This window comes from Vibrio sp. 10N.247.311.12 (assembly GCF_041467515.1).
In the GTDB taxonomy this organism is placed as follows: Bacteria; Pseudomonadota; Gammaproteobacteria; order Enterobacterales; family Vibrionaceae; genus Vibrio; species Vibrio crassostreae_C.
On record NZ_JBFSUV010000060.1, the window covers coordinates 1 to 17,412 of the forward strand.

The 17,412-nt window shown below is 45.8% G+C and carries 16 protein-coding genes; 14 read left to right on the forward strand and 2 right to left on the reverse strand.

The window, feature by feature from the left end; translation table 11 throughout:
• The first annotated feature begins 439 nt into the window (after nt 1–439).
• The 9 genes from AB6E30_RS20450 (at nt 440) to luxS (ending at nt 10,978) form a co-directional block, all read left to right on the forward strand.
• Complete coding sequence (locus tag AB6E30_RS20450) at nt 440–697, forward strand: oxaloacetate decarboxylase subunit gamma (protein ID WP_004741884.1); 258 nt, start codon at nt 440–442, stop codon at nt 695–697.
• Nucleotides 698–728: 31 nt separating this feature from the next.
• The gene (oadA, locus tag AB6E30_RS20455) at nt 729–2,504 is read left to right on the forward strand and encodes a sodium-extruding oxaloacetate decarboxylase subunit alpha (RefSeq protein WP_372105036.1); all 1,776 of its coding nucleotides are present in this window, start codon (nt 729–731) and stop codon (nt 2,502–2,504) included.
• A 9-nt stretch (nt 2,505–2,513) separates the two neighbouring features.
• On the forward strand, nt 2,514–3,644 hold the full coding sequence (locus tag AB6E30_RS20460) for a sodium ion-translocating decarboxylase subunit beta (protein ID WP_019825842.1): 1,131 nt from the start codon (nt 2,514–2,516) through the stop codon (nt 3,642–3,644).
• 172 nt (nt 3,645–3,816) lie between these two features.
• A complete protein-coding gene (locus tag AB6E30_RS20465; RefSeq protein ID WP_372105038.1) occupies nt 3,817–4,770 on the forward strand; it encodes an NADP-dependent oxidoreductase in 954 nt (317 codons plus the stop codon).
• A 6-nt stretch (nt 4,771–4,776) separates the two neighbouring features.
• On the forward strand, nt 4,777–5,238 hold the full coding sequence (locus AB6E30_RS20470; protein ID WP_017059555.1) for a YqaA family protein: 462 nt from the start codon (nt 4,777–4,779) through the stop codon (nt 5,236–5,238).
• 9 nt (nt 5,239–5,247) lie between these two features.
• Nucleotides 5,248–8,106, forward strand: coding sequence for a pitrilysin family protein (locus AB6E30_RS20475; RefSeq protein WP_017063228.1), 2,859 nt, complete (start codon nt 5,248–5,250; stop codon nt 8,104–8,106).
• 99 nt (nt 8,107–8,205) lie between these two features.
• Complete coding sequence (gene gshA, locus AB6E30_RS20480; RefSeq protein ID WP_017068871.1) at nt 8,206–9,774, forward strand: glutamate--cysteine ligase; 1,569 nt, start codon at nt 8,206–8,208, stop codon at nt 9,772–9,774.
• A gap of 10 nt (nt 9,775–9,784) precedes the next feature.
• Nucleotides 9,785–10,435 (forward strand): hypothetical protein, encoded by a 651-nt coding sequence (locus AB6E30_RS20485; RefSeq protein WP_017629422.1) that lies wholly within the window; start codon nt 9,785–9,787, stop codon nt 10,433–10,435.
• A 24-nt stretch (nt 10,436–10,459) separates the two neighbouring features.
• Complete coding sequence (gene luxS / locus AB6E30_RS20490; RefSeq protein WP_017056597.1) at nt 10,460–10,978, forward strand: S-ribosylhomocysteine lyase; 519 nt, start codon at nt 10,460–10,462, stop codon at nt 10,976–10,978.
• A gap of 115 nt (nt 10,979–11,093) precedes the next feature.
• Here luxS and AB6E30_RS20495 read toward each other — a convergent pair whose 3' ends face one another.
• The gene (locus tag AB6E30_RS20495) at nt 11,094–12,365 is read right to left on the reverse strand and encodes an HlyC/CorC family transporter (protein WP_017063233.1); all 1,272 of its coding nucleotides are present in this window, start codon (nt 12,363–12,365) and stop codon (nt 11,094–11,096) included.
• 127 nt (nt 12,366–12,492) lie between these two features.
• Entirely contained in the window at nt 12,493–13,287 is a 795-nt protein-coding gene (locus tag AB6E30_RS20500; RefSeq protein ID WP_019825854.1) for an inner membrane protein YpjD, read from the reverse strand.
• 200 nt (nt 13,288–13,487) lie between these two features.
• On the opposite strand from AB6E30_RS20500, the gene ffh reads away from it, so the two are divergent.
• The 5 genes from ffh (at nt 13,488) to rplS (ending at nt 17,102) form a co-directional block, all read left to right on the forward strand.
• Nucleotides 13,488–14,882: a signal recognition particle protein gene (ffh, locus tag AB6E30_RS20505; RefSeq protein ID WP_010435884.1), complete on the forward strand. Its 1,395-nt coding sequence runs from the start codon at nt 13,488–13,490 to the stop codon at nt 14,880–14,882.
• Between the two features lie 212 nt (nt 14,883–15,094).
• Nucleotides 15,095–15,343: a 30S ribosomal protein S16 gene (gene rpsP / locus AB6E30_RS20510; protein ID WP_004410028.1), complete on the forward strand. Its 249-nt coding sequence runs from the start codon at nt 15,095–15,097 to the stop codon at nt 15,341–15,343.
• Between the two features lie 24 nt (nt 15,344–15,367).
• Nucleotides 15,368–15,922, forward strand: coding sequence for a ribosome maturation factor RimM (gene rimM / locus AB6E30_RS20515; RefSeq protein ID WP_017063236.1), 555 nt, complete (start codon nt 15,368–15,370; stop codon nt 15,920–15,922).
• Between the two features lie 26 nt (nt 15,923–15,948).
• Nucleotides 15,949–16,689: a tRNA (guanosine(37)-N1)-methyltransferase TrmD gene (trmD, locus tag AB6E30_RS20520; protein WP_102319880.1), complete on the forward strand. Its 741-nt coding sequence runs from the start codon at nt 15,949–15,951 to the stop codon at nt 16,687–16,689.
• Nucleotides 16,690–16,748: 59 nt separating this feature from the next.
• Complete coding sequence (gene rplS / locus AB6E30_RS20525) at nt 16,749–17,102, forward strand: 50S ribosomal protein L19 (protein WP_004735514.1); 354 nt, start codon at nt 16,749–16,751, stop codon at nt 17,100–17,102.
• Nucleotides 17,103–17,412: the final 310 nt, after the last annotated feature.

A 17,412-nucleotide genomic window follows, 5' to 3' on the forward strand; every position in this document is an offset into this window, starting at 1 on the left:
AGCTGGATAGAGTACCTGGCTACGAACCAGGCGGTCGGAGGTTCGAATCCTCCAGAGCGCGCCACATTATTAGAAAAAGCCTCGTTTATACGAGGCTTTTTTTATGTCTGCTGCAAATTTGTTGCGACAATGTTAAATTTTTTCGTTGTTTAACTTGTTGTATTTAAAGTAGTTCTTGATTGCTTCTTTGTTATTCCACCTTTCTCATATCAATTCCCAGAAAAGCCCCGTTTAAGTCACAGTTTAAATATCTAAAAATGACGTATTTGACAGATTTATGTGATCTGATAGGCGAATAATTAACCTTATGTGTGCGTTATCCGTAACAGAACCTTAAACAAAATTGACAAACTTTTACCAATCGAGATAATCCATGGGTCGGGATCACTATTCGCTGAAATCCTGTACGTATGTCAGGATGACGAAGAAAGGAAGCAACATGACTAATATTGGAAGCCTGCTAGGAGATGCGGCGACTCTAATGATAACGGGGATGTCCGTTGTCTTTATTTTCCTAACTATTCTAGTTTACCTCGTTCGGTTGATGTCAAAACTGGTACCAGAAGAAGTACCAGAGCCGATCGCAGCACCTAAAAAAATTCAAAAATCACAATCAAACCCTTCAGCTGTTAGTCCACAGGTAGTGGCTGCAATTTCGGCCGCGGTTCATCAATACCGTGCGTCTACTGCTAAGTAGTATTTAAAGGATTAAAAAGGAGTTTATGAGCATGTCTAAACCACTAGCTATCACAGATGTGGTACTTCGTGACGCGCACCAGTCACTATTTGCTACTCGTATGCGTATCGAAGATATGCTGCCAATTGCGGCAGAACTGGATAAAGTCGGTTACTGGTCACTTGAGACTTGGGGCGGCGCGACGTTTGATTCGTGTATCCGTTTTCTTGGCGAGGATCCATGGGAGCGTTTGCGTGAGCTGAAAAAAGCGATGCCAAACACACCAATGCAGATGCTACTGCGTGGTCAAAACCTATTGGGCTACCGTCACTACGCGGATGATGTAGTAGAAAAATTTGTTGAACGTGCCCATAAAAACGGCATGGACGTATTCCGTATCTTTGATGCGATGAATGACGTGCGTAACTTTGAAAAAGCAGTGAAAGCAACGATCGACGTTGGTGGCCACGCTCAAGGTACGTTGTCTTACACAACCAGTCCGGTTCACAACTCAGATACTTGGGTTGATTTGGCTAAGCGCCTAGAGGATCTAGGTTGTCATTCACTATGTATCAAAGATATGTCTGGTTTATTAAAGCCGTATGAAGCAGAAGAGCTGATTACACGTATCAAAGCATCGTGTGACGTTCCTCTAGCCCTGCACAGCCACGCGACAACCGGTCTATCGACTGCAACAGCGGTTAAAGCCGTTGAAGCGGGTATCGACATTCTAGATACCGCTATTTCTTCAATGAGCTGTACTTACGGTCATACGCCAACCGAAACGGTTGTTGCGATGTTAGAAGGTACAGAGCGCGACACGAATCTTAAACTAGACCAAATCGAACCCATCGCGGCTTACTTCCGTGATGTACGTAAAAAGTACGCGAAATGGGAAGGTCAGCTAAAAGGTGTCGATTCTCGCATCTTAATCGCTCAAGTTCCTGGCGGAATGTTAACTAACATGGAAGGCCAGCTTAAAGAGCAAGGCGCCGCCGATCGCATGGATGAAGTTCTAGAAGAGATCCCACGCGTACGTAAAGAGCTTGGTTACATTCCTTTAGTAACACCAACTTCTCAGATTGTCGGTACTCAAGCGGTTATTAACGTCTTAACGGGCGAACGCTATAAGAGCATCACGAAAGAGACTGCTGGTCTACTGAAAGGTGAATACGGTCAAGCTCCTGCTGAAGTGGATACTGAACTGCAAGCGAAAGTTCTAGACGGTGCAGAGCCGATTACTTGTCGTCCTGCTGATTTACTTAAGTCTGAAATGGATACGTTAACGACGGATCTGTTAGAGAAAGCGAAATCAGAGGGTATCTCTCTAGCTGAAGATACGGTTGATGATGTACTGACTTACGCGCTCTTCCCACAAGTGGGTCTTAAGTTCCTTAAGAACCGTCGTAATCCTGAAGCATTTGAACCTGCACCAACGCTAGAAGTTGCGGCTCCAGTTGCTGCAGCTCCTGTACAAGCTTCTGGTGGTATTGAAAGCTACAGCGTGAAGGTTGATGGTCAAGTTTACGATGTTGAAGTTGGCCCACAAGGTGAACTGACATCGGTGGCGCCATCTGCAAAACCTGCTCAGGCTGCACCAGTAGCAGCGTCTGACGCTGAAGCGGTTCCAGCTCCATTGGCGGGTAACATCTTTAAAGTAAACGTTCAGGCGGGTACTGAGGTTTCTGAAGGCGACGTTCTACTAATCCTAGAAGCGATGAAGATGGAAACGGAAGTTCGTGCTGCTCGTGGTGGTATCGTTCAAGAATTGAATGTTAAAGAAGGCGATGCAGTTACTGTAGGCGCTCCACTACTAAGCTTAGCGTAAGGGAGTACCATGGAAGGATTGATGACCTTATGGTCTGAAACAGGGATTGCGAACTTTGAGTTCGGCCAGATCTGTATGATGCTGGTTGGTTGCTTACTGTTGTTTTTGGCAATTCGTAAAGGATTTGAACCGTTACTTCTACTGCCTATTGGTTTTGGTGCTGTATTAGCAAACATTCCAAATGCTGGGTTTACTGATCCAGGTGGTTTGCTCTACTACGTCTACTACATTGGTATTGAGACAGGTATTTTCCCACTGCTGATCTTTATGGGTGTTGGTGCGATGACGGACTTCGGTGCGTTGATTGCGAACCCTAAAACGTTGTGGCTAGGGGCTGCGGCTCAGTTTGGTATCTTCGCGACGCTATTTGGCGCGATCTTGCTGAACTACGTTCCAGGAATGGAGTTCTCGATGGCCGATGCTTCGTCAATTGCGATCATTGGTGGTGCCGATGGCCCAACTGCGATCTTCTTGGCAAGCAAGTTATCTCCGGATCTTTTAGGTGCCATTGCAGTAGCGGCTTATAGCTACATGGCTTTGGTTCCTATCATTCAGCCACCAATCATGAAAGCGTTAACGTCTCCTGAAGAGCGCAAAATTAAGATGGCTCAACTTCGTCACGTTAGCAAAGCCGAGAAGATTCTTTTCCCGCTTGCTGTACTACTGATGACGATTTTGTTCCTACCTTCAGCAACACCTCTAGTTGGTATGTTCTGTTTGGGTAACTTAATGCGTGAAGCGGGTGTGGTTGATCGCCTTTCAAAAACAGCTCAAAACGAACTGATTAACGTTGTAACTATTTTCCTAGGTCTAGGGGTTGGTTCTAAGCTTCAAGCGGATACGTTCTTGAACTTAGAAACACTGGGTATTCTAGGTTTAGGTGCGGTCGCGTTCAGTATCGGTACGGCGGGTGGTGTATTGATGGCTAAGGTGTTGAACCGATTCTCGAAAGAGGACATCAACCCACTGATTGGCGCAGCTGGCGTATCGGCGGTTCCAATGGCGGCACGTGTTGTGAACAAGGTTGGTCTTGAGGCAAACCCTCAGAACTTCTTATTGATGCATGCAATGGGTCCGAACGTAGCCGGTGTACTTGGTAGTGCGGTTGCGGCGGGCATTCTATTAGCTCTCGTGGGCTAGTGGATTTGCTGGGTCATGTATCGTTACGTTAATTGGTCGTCAATTTACGAATGAGCGGTTAACTTAGCCTTATTAAATGGTTTATAGTCAAAGGGATGCTTTCGCATCCCTTTCTTTTTATTAATTAAGGTGCTTGCTCACTAGGGCTTTTATCAATCAAGGAAATGTGGAAATGGAAAATAAACAGATTGCGATTACTCAATTCGGCGGCGTCGAAAACCTAAGTATTCAAACCAGTGCGATCCCTGAGCCTAAGGCTGGAGAAGTGGTGGTTAAAGTTTCCTTTTCAGGCATTAATCCGATTGATGTCAAAACCCGAGCGGGCCTTGGTTGGGCGGCAGCACAAAACAAAGATAACCTACCTTGGGTACCTGGCTACGATATTTCAGGGCAAATTGTCTCGCTAGGCGAACAGGCTGAACGCTTTACTGTTGGTGATAACGTAGCTGGCTTTATTGGTTTTCCACTGCAAGGTGGCGGTTACAGCCAATATATGTGTGTTCCAGAAGCTGCATTAAGTATGGTTCCTGATTCTGTCACTCTAGAAGCGGCAGCTGCATTACCACTCGCGAGTCAAACAGCGGCACAAGCGCTCAACAAAGCCGAAGTGAAAGAAGGCGACCGCGTGCTTATCTTGGCGGGCGCGGGCGGCGTTGGTCACCTTGCGGTTCAAATTGCAGTGGCAGCAAAAGCAGAGGTTTACACAACCTGCAGCGAAGCCAACCTTGATTACCTTGCGACGCTAGGTGCTCACGCGATTAACTATAAGTTTGCACCAGCATCAGAAAGAGTATCTGATGTCGATGTGTTGATTGACTTGGTCGGCGGCGATACCGCGCTTGATGCATTGAAGTGCCTAAAAGATGACGCGCGAGTCGTGACTGTGCCGACTCTATCTGCAGAACTTATCTGCGAAAAAGCCACACTATTAGGTTTTACTGCATCAGGCATGCTGGTTGAACCAAGCCCTGAGCAAATGGACACTATGCTTTACATGGTCAGTGTCGGATTACTCAAAACAGAAATTCAAGGTATCTACCAATTAGACGAGGCGCAGTCGGCGCACCTGCAGGTTGAAACCGGACACACCAGAGGCAAGGTGCTACTTAAAATGCAAGAAAGTTGATAGGCAGTGTTAGAATTTTTTAACTCCCTTTTTGAAAATATCGCGCTGTGGTTCTCGGACTCGGCGCTGTGGGTACTCTTCATTAGTGGCTTCTTGAGTGCCACGTTACTCCCCGGTGGTTCAGAAGCTAGCCTTGTGGCTGCATTGAGCTTAGATCAGTTTTCAACCTCATCGATCATTCTAGTGGCGACATTAGGCAATACCTTAGGCGGCCTGACTAACTATTGGATTGGTTTGTGGTTGCCTAATCGAACTCAATCTGAAAAGCATGGTCATAAGGCTATGGCTTGGCTGAGTCGCTATGGCTACTGGACACTGTTATTTAGTTGGTTACCGATCATTGGTGACCCTTTGTGTCTCGCTGCGGGTTGGCTAAGAATGAAATTCATCCCTAGCGTTATTTTGATAGCGATTGGCAAAGCCGCTCGCTATAGCTTACTTGCTGCTATCTACTTCGGTTTTTTCTAAGGAGAACCTATGAAAAAGGTTTTACTTGGTACATTTTCTCTTATCGCCATTGCTGGCTGTTCTTACAATGTACCTAGCTCAACGCCCTTCTTTTCCTCGTTACCTGAAGGTGTCACTCTGTTAGAAGAGGTTAAGCCCTCTAAAGATAAAGTAGTGATTCCTTACACCAAGTATCAGCTTGAAAACGGTCTGACAGTTATTCTTTCCCCTGATGATTCCGATCCGTTGGTGCATGTTGATGTAACTTATCACGTCGGTTCAGCACGTGAAGAGATAGGCAAGTCGGGATTTGCTCACTTCTTTGAGCACATGATGTTCCAGGGTTCAGAGAACGTTGGTGACCAACAGCACTTTAAGATCATTACCGAAGCGGGTGGCTCGTTAAACGGCACGACCAACCGTGACCGCACCAACTATTTTGAAACTGTTCCTTCTAACCAACTTGAGAAAATGTTGTGGTTAGAATCAGACCGAATGGGCTTCTTGTTGGATGCTGTTTCTCAGAAGAAATTTGAGGTTCAAAGAGGCACGGTCAAGAACGAGCGAGCGCAGAGCTACGAAAATCGTCCTTACGGCTTGATGTGGGAACGCATGGGCGAAGCGCTTTACCCTGAAGGTCACCCTTACTCTTGGCAACCAATCGGCTATGTTGAAGATCTTGACCGTGTTGACGTGAATGATCTTAAAGCGTTCTTCCTGCGTTGGTACGGCCCAAACAATGCCGTGTTAACGATTGGTGGTGATATCGACGTTGATGACACGCTAGAATGGGTTAACAAGTACTTTGGTTCAATTCCTCAAGGCCCTGAAGTGAAGGCGGCAGAGAAGCAACCTGCTGTTCTAACAGAAGATAAATACATCACCTTAGAAGACAATATTCGTCAGCCGATGGTGCTGGTGGGGTGGCCAACAACGTATCGCGGTGAAGAGACGCAAGCTTCACTGAATGCATTGTCTAACGTGTTAGGTTCAGGTACCAACAGTTACCTATATCAAAACCTCGTAAAAACGCAGAAGGCCGTCAGCGCTGGCTCTTTCCATGATTGTGCTGAGTTGGCGTGTACCATGTACGTGTATGCAATGGGCAACTCAGGTGAAAAAGGCGATTTGACGGTTCTCAATAAAGAGCTGATGGATACCCTGGAGCAATTCTCGAAAGAGGGCGTTGAGCAAGAGCGTTTAGACCAGATCACTGGCATGGCCGAAGCGAATGCTGTTTTTGCATTGCAAAGCGTTAAAGGTAAGGTGTCGCAACTCGCGTCGAACCAAACCTTCTATGGTCAGCCTGATCGCATTGAATCACAACTCGATCAAATCCGAGCGGTGACGCCTGAGAGCGTGAGCAAGGCATACCAAGATTTCATCGAAGGTAAGCACAAGGTTACCTTGAGTGTGGTTCCTAAGAAAAAGCTCGATTTGGCGGTTCGTGAAGCGACCTTTACCACGCCACCACGTACGTTGCCGGAATACAGCAAGGTGACGGAAGATCAACTGGATTTCAGAAAGGCACCGGATACCTTTGATCGCAGTGTGATGCCAGAAGTGAACTTTGGTGTTGAGGCGACCATGCCTGAGTTGTACCGCATGCACTTTGCAAATGGCACTGACTTAATTGGTACCGTGACCAGTGAAACGCCGACAGTACAGCTGCAAATTCAATTGCCTGCAGGCGAACGCTATGTTCGCAAAGGGCAAGAAGGCCTAGCGAACCTAACGGCTTCGATGATGGAAGAAGGCTCAACTAAACGAACCGTTGAAGAGTTACAAGCGACCTTAGATAAACTTGGTAGCAGCGTGAGCATTAGTGCGGGCAGCTACACCACAGATATTTCAGTCTCGACGCTAGAGAAAAACTTGCCTCAAACCTTAGCGATTGTGCAAGAGGTTCTATTCGATCCTAAGTTCGATGAGCAAGATTTTGAGCGCGTTAAGAAACAGATGCTAGAAGGCGTTGTGTATCAGCATCAGCAGCCAAGTTGGATGGCTTCTCAAGCAACCCGTGAAGTGCTGTTTGGTGACACTGTTTTTGCTCGTGCAAGTGATGGTACTAAGGAATCTCTATCGAAATTGACCTTAGACGATGTGAAAAAATTCTATGCGCAACATTACACACCAGAAGGTGCCAATATTGTTGTTGTGGGAGACATCTCGAAGAAAGAGGTAGGGAAACAGCTACAATTCTTTGAAGAGTGGCAAGGCGATGCGGCACCATTAACGCGTCCACAGATCGTCAAAGAGCTTTCTGGTCAGCACCTGTACTTAGTCGATAAACCGGGTGCGCCGCAAAGCATTGTTCGCTTGGTTCGTAAAGGCCTGCCGTTTGATGCAACGGGTGAATTGTATTTGAGCCAGTTAGCTAACTTTAACTTAGCGGGCAACTTCAATAGCCGTATCAACCAGAACCTACGTGAAGACAAAGCCTACACTTACGGTGCAAGCGGTTACTTCGCAAGTACTCGTGAAACTGGCGCAGTGGTATTTAGCGCGCAGGTAAGGGCGAATGCGACGGTTCCATCGATTCAAGAGTTTATTAATGAGCTGAATGAGTTTAGCCAAAGTGGATTAACTGACGAAGAGGTGAAATTTATGCGCCTTGCCGTCGGTCAACAAGATGCACTTAAATACGAAACGCCAAGTCAAAAGGCGGGGTTGTTGAGTAATATTGTTGCATTGAGCCTTGATGAAGATTACCTACAACAGCGTAATCAGATAGTTGAAACGGTTTCAAAAGAGACCTTAAACGAGCTATCTAAGAAATGGTTTGACCCGAATGATTATCAAATAATCGTTGTTGGTGACGCGACTTCGCTTCGCCCGCAATTAGAAAAGTTAGATATTCCAATAGAAGAGCTTGAAATCATTCGTTAGAGTACACATTAAAGGGGGAGGGAAGAGACTCTACTTTTCTCCTCCAACCTAATTTATGATAGTTCTAATCAGAACAATATAAGATAAGTGAACTGAATTTTGACTGATTTTGCTGCGCGACTAAAGCAAGTTGCAACCAACCCTAAGACCTTCTCTCAATTTGGTCGTGGTGTTGAAAGGGAAACATTACGCTACACGGAAGATGGGCACCTTGCTACTGGGCCGCACCCTGAGGCTTTGGGATCTGCGTTGATGAACGAATGGGTAACGACCGATTTCTCTGAGTCGCTACTGGAATTTATCACGCCTGTTTCTAACGACGTTCCGACGCTTTTGAATCAGTTGTCTGATATCCACCACTTCACGCAAACCAAGTTAGACGGCGAAAAACTATGGCCGCTTTCTATGCCTTGTTACGTTGGCAGTGAAGATTACATTCAGCTAGCGCAATACGGCACCTCGAATAACGGTAAGATGAAGACCCTATATCGTGAAGGCCTAAAACGTCGTTACGGTAGCCTGATGCAGATTATCTCTGGTGTTCACTTCAACTTCTCTTTCCCAGAAAGCTTTTGGGATAGCCTGTTTGGAGAGCAAACTGAAGAAGCGCGTTGTGAATCTAAGTCAGATGCTTACTTTGGTTTGATTCGTAACTACTACCGCTTTGGTTGGTTAATCCCATACTTCTTCGGTGCTTCACCTGCGCTATGTTCTTCTTTCATCAAAGGAAGAGAAACAAACCTACCTTTTGAAAAGGTTGGTGAGACATTGTATCTGCCAAAAGCAACGGCGCTGCGCCTGAGTGATCTTGGTTACACCAACAGTGCGCAAAGTGTATTGAAGATTGGCTTCAACAGCCTGGGTCAGTACCTTGAAGGTTTGAATCAAGCGATTCGTACGCCATCAGAAGAATTCGCCGAAATTGGCACTAAGGTTGATGGTGAATACCGTCAGCTAAATAGCAACGTACTGCAAATTGAGAATGAGCTTTACGCTCCAATCCGTCCTAAGCGTGTCGCGAAAAGTGGTGAGAAGCCATCTGAAGCGTTGGCTCGCGGAGGTGTTGAGTACATCGAGGTGCGTTCTCTCGATGTAAACCCATTCAGCTCAATCGGTATCACCGAACAGCAAGTTCGCTTCTTGGATCTATTCCTAACGTGGAGTGTACTAACAGACTCTGCTGAGATGGATAACTGCGAACTTGAGTGCTGGCGCGACAACTGGAACAAGGTGATCTTAGAAGGTCGTCAAGCTGGTCTAGAGCTGCAAATTGGTTGTCATGGCGAGCGCTTGTCTCTGCAAGATTGGGCGAAGCGTGTATTTAAAGATCTACGCTCTATTGCCGAAATGATGGACGCAGAACAAGGCGGTCGTGCATACCAAGAAACATGCGATACGCTTGAGGCTTGGATTGATAACCCTGAGCTAACTATTTCTGGCCAGTTGCTAGAAGAGACCAAAAAATTGGGCGGCTTAGGTAAAGTGGGTTGCGCGTTAGGTAAAACGTACGCTCAGCAACACAAAGCTCACCAATACAAAGTATATTCAGCTGAGTTGATGGAAGCAGAAGTTCAACGTTCTGTGATTGCTCAGCAACAAAGTGAAGAAGCAAGCACTCAAGATTTTGATAGCTTCTTAGCGGATTATTTTTCGTATTTAAAAGCATAGCGAGACTTTGGTGGAAAGGAAGCAAGCCTTATTAGGTCAGCCTACTCGAGTGAGTAGTAAATGGTTACCTGTAGTGACTGTTGGTGTTGTCTCTAGCCTGTTGGTTGGATGTGCAACGCCACCGCCAAAGCAGCAAGATAATTTGTGTAGCATCTTTCGAGAGCACCCTTCATGGTATGAAGATGCCTTGGATATGCAAGAAGAATGGGGAACGCCGATTAACGTTGCGATGGCTTTTGTGAAACAAGAGAGTAGCTATCGTCATGATGCGCGCCCACCTAAAGATTACATTCTTGGCTTTATACCGTGGGGGCGTGTAAGCAGTGCCTACGGTTATGCACAAGCTCAAGATCCTGCTTGGGAAGACTTCCAAAAGGCGACCAATAACGGTGGTTCAAGAACCAACTTTGATGATGCATTGATGTTCATCGGTTGGTATACCAGCGAGACGCGTCGTCAATTGGGCATCTCACTATGGGACCCATATAACCAATACCTGGCTTATCATGAAGGCCGTGGTGGTTATAAGCGTAAGTCATACAACAGCAAGCCATCGCTAATTAAGGTGGCGCGCAAAGTCGAACAGCAAGCAAAAGATTATGGATGGCAGCTGAAACAGTGCCGCAAAGAACTAGAAGACAATCGAAGCTGGTTTTTCTAAAGCCAGCCGTCATGGAGAAGAGCAATGCCTTTATTAGATAGTTTCACTGTTGATCACACACGCATGAACGCACCTGCCGTTCGTGTTGCTAAAACAATGCAAACCCCAAAAGGGGATACCATCACTGTGTTTGACCTGCGTTTTACTGCGCCAAACAAAGACATCCTATCTGAGAAAGGTATCCATACTCTAGAGCACCTATATGCTGGTTTCATGCGTAATCAATTGAACGGTTCAGATGTAGAGATCATCGATATCTCACCGATGGGCTGTCGCACTGGTTTCTACATGAGCCTGATTGGTACGCCTACAGAACAACAAGTGGCTGACGGTTGGTTGGCAGCGATGCAAGACGTACTGAAAGTTGAGAACCAGAATAAGATCCCTGAGCTGAACGAATACCAATGTGGTACCGCGGCAATGCACTCTTTGGATGAAGCGAAAGAGATCGCGAATGCGATCATCGCTGCAGGCATCTCTGTAAACAAGAATGATGAACTGGCACTGCCAGAGTCTATGCTGCAAGAGCTTAAGATCGACTAGTCATTGATAGCTACCCTAGATAGCGCGAGTTAGATACTAAAAGGCCCGGTTCAATGAACCGGGCCTTTTTCGTCAACGTATTTTAGGGCGAGACAGAGATTCAGTGATAACTCAGTTAGCCGTTCACGATCTGTGGGAACACGCGAACCAGTTTGATGCGGTTCTCTTCAAGCTCAACAATTTCCATTGGGTGGCTGGCAACCTGAACACTCAGGTGACTCTCAGGAATATCTTCAAGATGTTCCAGTATCAAACCATTCAGCGTTCTTGGGCCATCGGTAGGCAGTGCCCACTGTAAGCCTTTGTTGATATCTCGGATATTGGCACTGCCTTCAATCAAGAAGCTGCCATCGCTTTGCGGAGTAATCTCTTCAGATAAGCTTGGGGTGATTGAGGTGGTAAACTCACCTACGATCTCTTCTAGAATATCTTCTAATGTAACCAGACCATTGATGTCGCCATACTCATCAACAATCAAACCGATGCGCTGCTTATTGCGTTGAAACTTAAGCAGTTGAATATTGAGTGGTGTCGCTTCAGGAATAAAGTAGATCTCATCCGCGGCACGCAACAGGGTTTCTTTATTGAATTCGTTCTTTTCAAGCATCAGACGGTAAGCTTCACGCAGCCTAAGCATGCCGACCACTTCATCTATTTGGTCACGGTACAGCACTACGCGACCATGAGGCGAGTGGGTAAGTTGACGAACGATCGATTTCCAGTCGTCATTGATGTCGATACCAGTAATCTCATTACGCGGCACCATGATGTCGTTCACGGTGACGTGCTCTAAATCCAGAATAGACACCAACATATCTTGGTGACGTTGAGGGATTAAGCTACCGGCTTCATTTACCACGGTTCTAAGCTCTTCGGAGCTCAAGTGGTCGGTTGCATCATGGCTGGCTTTAACGCCTAAGATACGAATGAAGCCGTTGGTAATGAAGTTCACTAAGATCACCAATGGTGATAGCACCTTCATCAGTATCATCAAAAGGATACTACTCGCGTAAGAGACACGTTCAGGAAATAGAGAAGCGATGGTCTTTGGGGTTACCTCGGCGAATACTAGGATCACGAGAGTCAGGGTACCAGTAGCGATAGCCACACCGATATCCCCGTAGATGCGCATACCAAGAATAGTAGCGATCGCAGATGCAAGAATGTTGACGAGATTGTTGCCGATGAGGATGAGGCCAATCAATCTGTCTGGGCGGTTCAGAAGTTTTTCTACACGTTTGGCACCTTTATGACCCGTATTGGCCAAGTGCTTTAAACGGTAGCGGTTCAGGGACATCATGCCCGTTTCGGAACCAGAGAAATAACCAGAAATTACAATGAGACACGCGAGTAGCGCAAATAAGATACCCGTTGATATGTCGTCCAAAACTATTCTTTTCCTATTTGTGTATCTTGATTAATTTATGACCGAACATGGTCGAGATGTCAATTGAATGTATTGCACTCAATATTTTAAAGGCAAGGTATGTGAGACCTTGCCTTTATTTTACAGACTAGTTCAGGATGATTTCCTGGACGAAGCGGCTACCGAAGTAGGCTAATGTGAGCATGCTGGCGCCGGCCAGTGCGAACCAAGTGACTTTCTGTCCACGCCAACCTTTCTGATAGTGACCCCACAGAAGGATGGAGTAGATAACCCAAGCGATAAAAGACAACACAGCCTTGTGTGCCTTTCCTTGAGCAAACATATCTTGCACGAAGATGAGACCCGTTAACAAGGTACCTGTTAATAAGCCATTACCAATCAAAATGATCTTGAAAAGCTGTCTTTCCACCATCATTAAAGGAGGTAGGTTAGGGTTTATCACTAAGGCTTTTTTCTTTTTAAGTTTGTGATCTAGCCACGCAAGTTGCAGGGCGTATAGCGCACCGATAGTTAACGTTGCGTATGAGAATAGAGCCAAAGAGATGTGCACGAGCAGTTTTGGGTCATTCTCTAGATGTTTGATGAAGGTGCTTGGAAGAAAAGTGGCAGCCATCAAGTTCAGCGCAGCGAAGCTATAGACGACGGGTAAGATAAACCACAGACGGGTTTTGAGCATTGCACCGCTCATTACCACAGATATGATTAAACTGATTAATGAAGCAACGTTCAAGATACTGAGGTTTTGGCCACTGGCATTAAAAATCAAATCGCCAAGCAACCAAGCATGGAAAGCTAGAGCAAGTAATGCGCTGATAAACACCGTTTTTACACGGATTCCTGTTTGGTGCACGAGACCTGGAATGATCGTGGAAATCGCCATTGTATAAAGAAAGGCTGCTGCGATCGCAATAAGACTGTCCATGGTATCCATTTTAATGATTACTAATTGGCGAATTATACCTCGCATCGCTCTTTGGGGCTATGGCGAACCTCATTCAATTCCAAGTGAATAATGTCTCACATCACAAGCACGGATGATTAACGCTCTACAACGGGTATGACTCTAATCCGCGCTAATGTATACTCACAGTAATAGTCGCAGTTTTGAGCGAAGAGAAAACTATGTTTGATAATTTAACGGATCGTCTATCCAAAACGCTGAAGAACATCAGCGGTAAAGGTCGTCTGACCGAAGACAATATTAAAGAGACGCTGCGTGAAGTACGTATGGCGCTACTTGAAGCCGACGTTGCACTGCCCGTTGTCCGCGATTTTGTTAAGCGCGTAAAAGAAGGCGCTGTGGGTGTTGAGGTTTCTAAATCTCTAACGCCTGGTCAAGAATTCATTAAGATCGTTCAAGCTGAACTTGAAGCGGTGATGGGTGAGTCTAACGAGGCTCTTAACCTAGCAGCGCAGCCGCCAGCCGTTATCTTAATGGCGGGTCTACAAGGTGCGGGTAAAACCACATCGGTAGGTAAGCTATCTAAGCTTCTAACTGAGCGTGACAAGAAGAAAGTCTTGGTTGTGTCTGCCGACGTTTACCGTCCAGCGGCAATCAAACAGCTTGAAACGTTAGCAAGCGATGTTGGCGTAGACTTCTTCCCATCTTCAGCTGATCAAAAACCTCTTGATATTGCAAACGCTGCAATCGACCACGCGAAGAAGAAATTCTACGACGTGCTACTTGTCGATACTGCGGGTCGTTTGGCTATCGATGAAGAGATGATGGGCGAGATCAAAGAGCTTCATACTGCAATTAAACCAGTAGAGACACTGTTCGTTGTTGATGCAATGACAGGTCAAGATGCTGCGAACACTGCAAAAGCCTTTGGTGATGCGCTACCACTAACCGGTGTTATCTTGACGAAAGTTGATGGTGATGCGCGTGGTGGTGCTGCTCTGTCTGTTCGTCATATCACAGGCAAGCCGATTAAATTCTTGGGTGTTGGTGAAAAGACTGACGCACTAGAACCGTTCCACCCAGATCGTGTTGCTTCTCGTATCTTAGGTATGGGCGACGTACTGTCTCTTATTGAAGACCTACAGAAAAACGTTGATACCGAGAAAGCAGAGAAACTGGCTAAGAAGTTCAAAGAGAAGAAAGGCTTTGACCTTGAAGACTTCCGTGAACAACTAGGTCAGATGCAAAACATGGGCGGCATGATGGGCATGATGGATAAGCTTCCAGGCATGTCTCAGCTACCAGATAACGTTAAAGATAAAGTTGATGACAAGATGTTCAAGCAAATGGAAGCGATCATCAACTCTATGACCATGAAAGAGCGTCAACGCCCTGACTTAATCAAAGGCTCACGCAAAAAGCGTATTGCCGCTGGTTCTGGTACACAGGTACAAGATGTAAACCGTATGCTTAAGCAGTTCACCCAAATGCAGAAGATGATGAAGAAGATGCAGAAAGGTGGCATGAAAGGCATGATGCGCAACATGCAAGGCATGATGGGCGGCGGTGGAGGTATGGGCGGAATGGGTGGTGGCTTTAACCCGTTTGGTCGATAATCTACAAATGTAAGCTTTAGCTACGTTACTTTTCATAGTGTTAGCCGTGTCACAGAAAGTGTACGGCAGCTATGTTGGTGAAAAAATAGCTAAAGCCCTTGCATTGCACCGGAATAAGAGTAAAATTCCGGGGCTTTAATTTGGCACGAGACCCCAAGCTATTTACTTATACTTGGGGTTAATTATTTTATTAAGAAAGCAAAGAGGACGACATGGTAACCATTCGTTTGGCACGTCACGGTGCAAAGAAGCGCCCATTTTATCAAATCGTAGTTGCGGATAGCCGTAACGCTGCAACTGGCCGTTTCATCGAGAAAGTAGGTTTCTTTAACCCTACAGCTCAAGGTCAAGAAGAAGGTCTACGTCTAGACCTAGATCGTGTTAACCACTGGGTTGGTCAAGGCGCATCTCTATCTGATCGTGTAGCTAAGCTAGTTAAAGACGCTCAAAAAGCGGCTTAATTCTTTTTTAAAGAGAAATAGCTTATGTCGATGAAGGGTAAAGAAACTATGAGCGAGCAAAATAATAGAATTGTCATGGGTAAACTTGGGTCTACCTATGGTATTCGTGGCTGGCTCAAAGTGTTCTCCTACACAGACAATGCTGAAAGCATATTTGATTACAGCCCTTGGTATTTAAACCTAAAGGGTAAGTGGGTTGAGTACAAAGTTGAGAGCTGGAAACGTCATGGCCAAGGTTATGTATGTAAGCTAGCGGGATTAGATGTTCGTGAAGACGCGCAACTGATGACTAACTTTGAAATTGCTATTGACCCTGCTTCGTTACCTGAATTGTCAGAAGATGAATTCTACTGGCGCGAATTGTTCGGTATGCAAGTTTTTACCACTAAAGGTTACGACCTTGGTGAGGTCACTGACCTATTAGAAACTGGCTCGAACGATGTTCTAGTAATCAAAGCAAATCTTAAAGATGCTTTTGGCCAAAAGGAACGGTTAGTACCGTACCTTGAAGAGCAAGTGATCAAGAAAGTTGATCGCGAAGCTCGCCGGATCGAAGTTGACTGGGATCCTGGATTCTAACTCCAAATTACAGAGCGAGAGAACACATGTGGGTTGGCATTATTAGCCTTTTTCCTGAAATGTTCCGTTCTGTTACTGATTTTGGAGTAACAGGTCAAGCGGTTAAAAAAGGTCTTTTATCTATTGAGACATGGAATCCTCGTGATTTCACTCATGATAAACATCGCACTGTTGATGACAGACCTTACGGTGGTGGTCCTGGCATGTTAATGATGGTTCAGCCTTTGCGCGACGCTATCAAAACTGCCAAGCAAGCAGCACCGGGAAAGACGAAAGTCATCTATCTTTCACCTCAAGGTCGTAAACTCGACCAGAAAGGTGTTGAAGAGCTGGCAACAAACGAGAATTTACTTCTTATTTGTGGTCGCTATGAAGGGGTAGATGAGCGCATCATTGAATCTGAAGTTGACGAAGAATGGTCGATTGGAGATTTTGTGATGACGGGTGGCGAACTGCCAGCCATGACGCTGATTGATTCAGTATCTCGGTTTGTTCCGGGTGTACTTGGAGATTTCGCTTCAGCAGAAGAAGATTCTTTTGCAAATGGTTTGCTAGATTGTCCCCATTATACGCGCCCTGAGGTGCTAGACGATAAAGATGTACCATCGGTACTCAAGTCTGGAAACCATAAGGACATTCGTCGCTGGCGATTAAAACAATCGTTGGGCCGAACTTGGCTAAGAAGACCAGAACTCCTGGAAAACCTAGCTCTGACTGACGAACAGGAACAATTACTGGCTGAATTCATTAAAGAGCAACGCTCTTAACGAAAAGCAAGCAGTAACCTATTAAATTTAGTATCAGTTTATTCTAGGAATTTATACAAATGAGCAACATCATCAAGGCTCTTGAAGAAGAGCAACTAAAATCAGACCTTCCTAAATTCGCACCAGGTGACACTGTTGTAGTTCAGGTTAAGGTAAAAGAAGGTGACCGTGAGCGTCTACAGGCTTTCGAAGGCGTTGTAATCGCTATTCGTAACCGTGGTCTACACTCTGCATTCACAGTTCGTAAGATCTCGAACGGTGAAGGCGTAGAGCGTGCGTTCCAAACTCACTCTCCAATGGTTGATAGCATCGAAGTTAAACGCCGTGGTGCAGTACGTCGTGCCAAGTTGTACTACCTACGTGAGCGTTCTGGTAAGTCAGCTCGTATTAAAGAGAAGCTTACTAAGAAGTAATTCTTTTTGCATTCTATCGATAAAAGCGGAGCCATTTGGCTCCGCTTTTTTGTGTCTGTTATTTGGAGCTTAGCAGGTAAGAGATCCCCAATTCGCTCGTACCTCACTCTTGAGGATGACAAACCAGACGAAACTCATATTTAACCGTCATTCCCTAGACTGACGAAGGAAGGAGTAGGGAATCTCTACTAGCGCCGTGTTATAGGCAATAAAAAAGGATTGACGTTAAACGCCAACCCTTCAAAATTTACTCGCTACTCGCTACTCGCTACTCGCTACTCGCTACTCGCTACTCGCTACTCGCTACTCG

What these genes read in the sequence shown, in the direction of transcription:
- oadA (WP_372105036.1), top strand. Translation starts at nt 729, where the DNA reads ATGTCTAAACCACTAGCTATCACAGATGTGGTACTTCGTGACGCGCAC.
- AB6E30_RS20450 (WP_004741884.1), top strand. Translation starts at nt 440, where the DNA reads ATGACTAATATTGGAAGCCTGCTAGGAGATGCGGCGACTCTAATGATA.
- ffh (WP_010435884.1), top strand. Translation starts at nt 13,488, where the DNA reads ATGTTTGATAATTTAACGGATCGTCTATCCAAAACGCTGAAGAACATC.
- rpsP (WP_004410028.1), top strand. Translation starts at nt 15,095, where the DNA reads ATGGTAACCATTCGTTTGGCACGTCACGGTGCAAAGAAGCGCCCATTT.
- trmD (WP_102319880.1), top strand. Translation starts at nt 15,949, where the DNA reads ATGTGGGTTGGCATTATTAGCCTTTTTCCTGAAATGTTCCGTTCTGTT.
- AB6E30_RS20500 (WP_019825854.1), bottom strand. Translation starts at nt 13,287, where the DNA reads ATGGACAGTCTTATTGCGATCGCAGCAGCCTTTCTTTATACAATGGCG.
- AB6E30_RS20460 (WP_019825842.1), top strand. Translation starts at nt 2,514, where the DNA reads ATGGAAGGATTGATGACCTTATGGTCTGAAACAGGGATTGCGAACTTT.
- rplS (WP_004735514.1), top strand. Translation starts at nt 16,749, where the DNA reads ATGAGCAACATCATCAAGGCTCTTGAAGAAGAGCAACTAAAATCAGAC.
- AB6E30_RS20475 (WP_017063228.1), top strand. Translation starts at nt 5,248, where the DNA reads ATGAAAAAGGTTTTACTTGGTACATTTTCTCTTATCGCCATTGCTGGC.
- rimM (WP_017063236.1), top strand. Translation starts at nt 15,368, where the DNA reads ATGTCGATGAAGGGTAAAGAAACTATGAGCGAGCAAAATAATAGAATT.
- luxS (WP_017056597.1), top strand. Translation starts at nt 10,460, where the DNA reads ATGCCTTTATTAGATAGTTTCACTGTTGATCACACACGCATGAACGCA.
- AB6E30_RS20465 (WP_372105038.1), top strand. Translation starts at nt 3,817, where the DNA reads ATGGAAAATAAACAGATTGCGATTACTCAATTCGGCGGCGTCGAAAAC.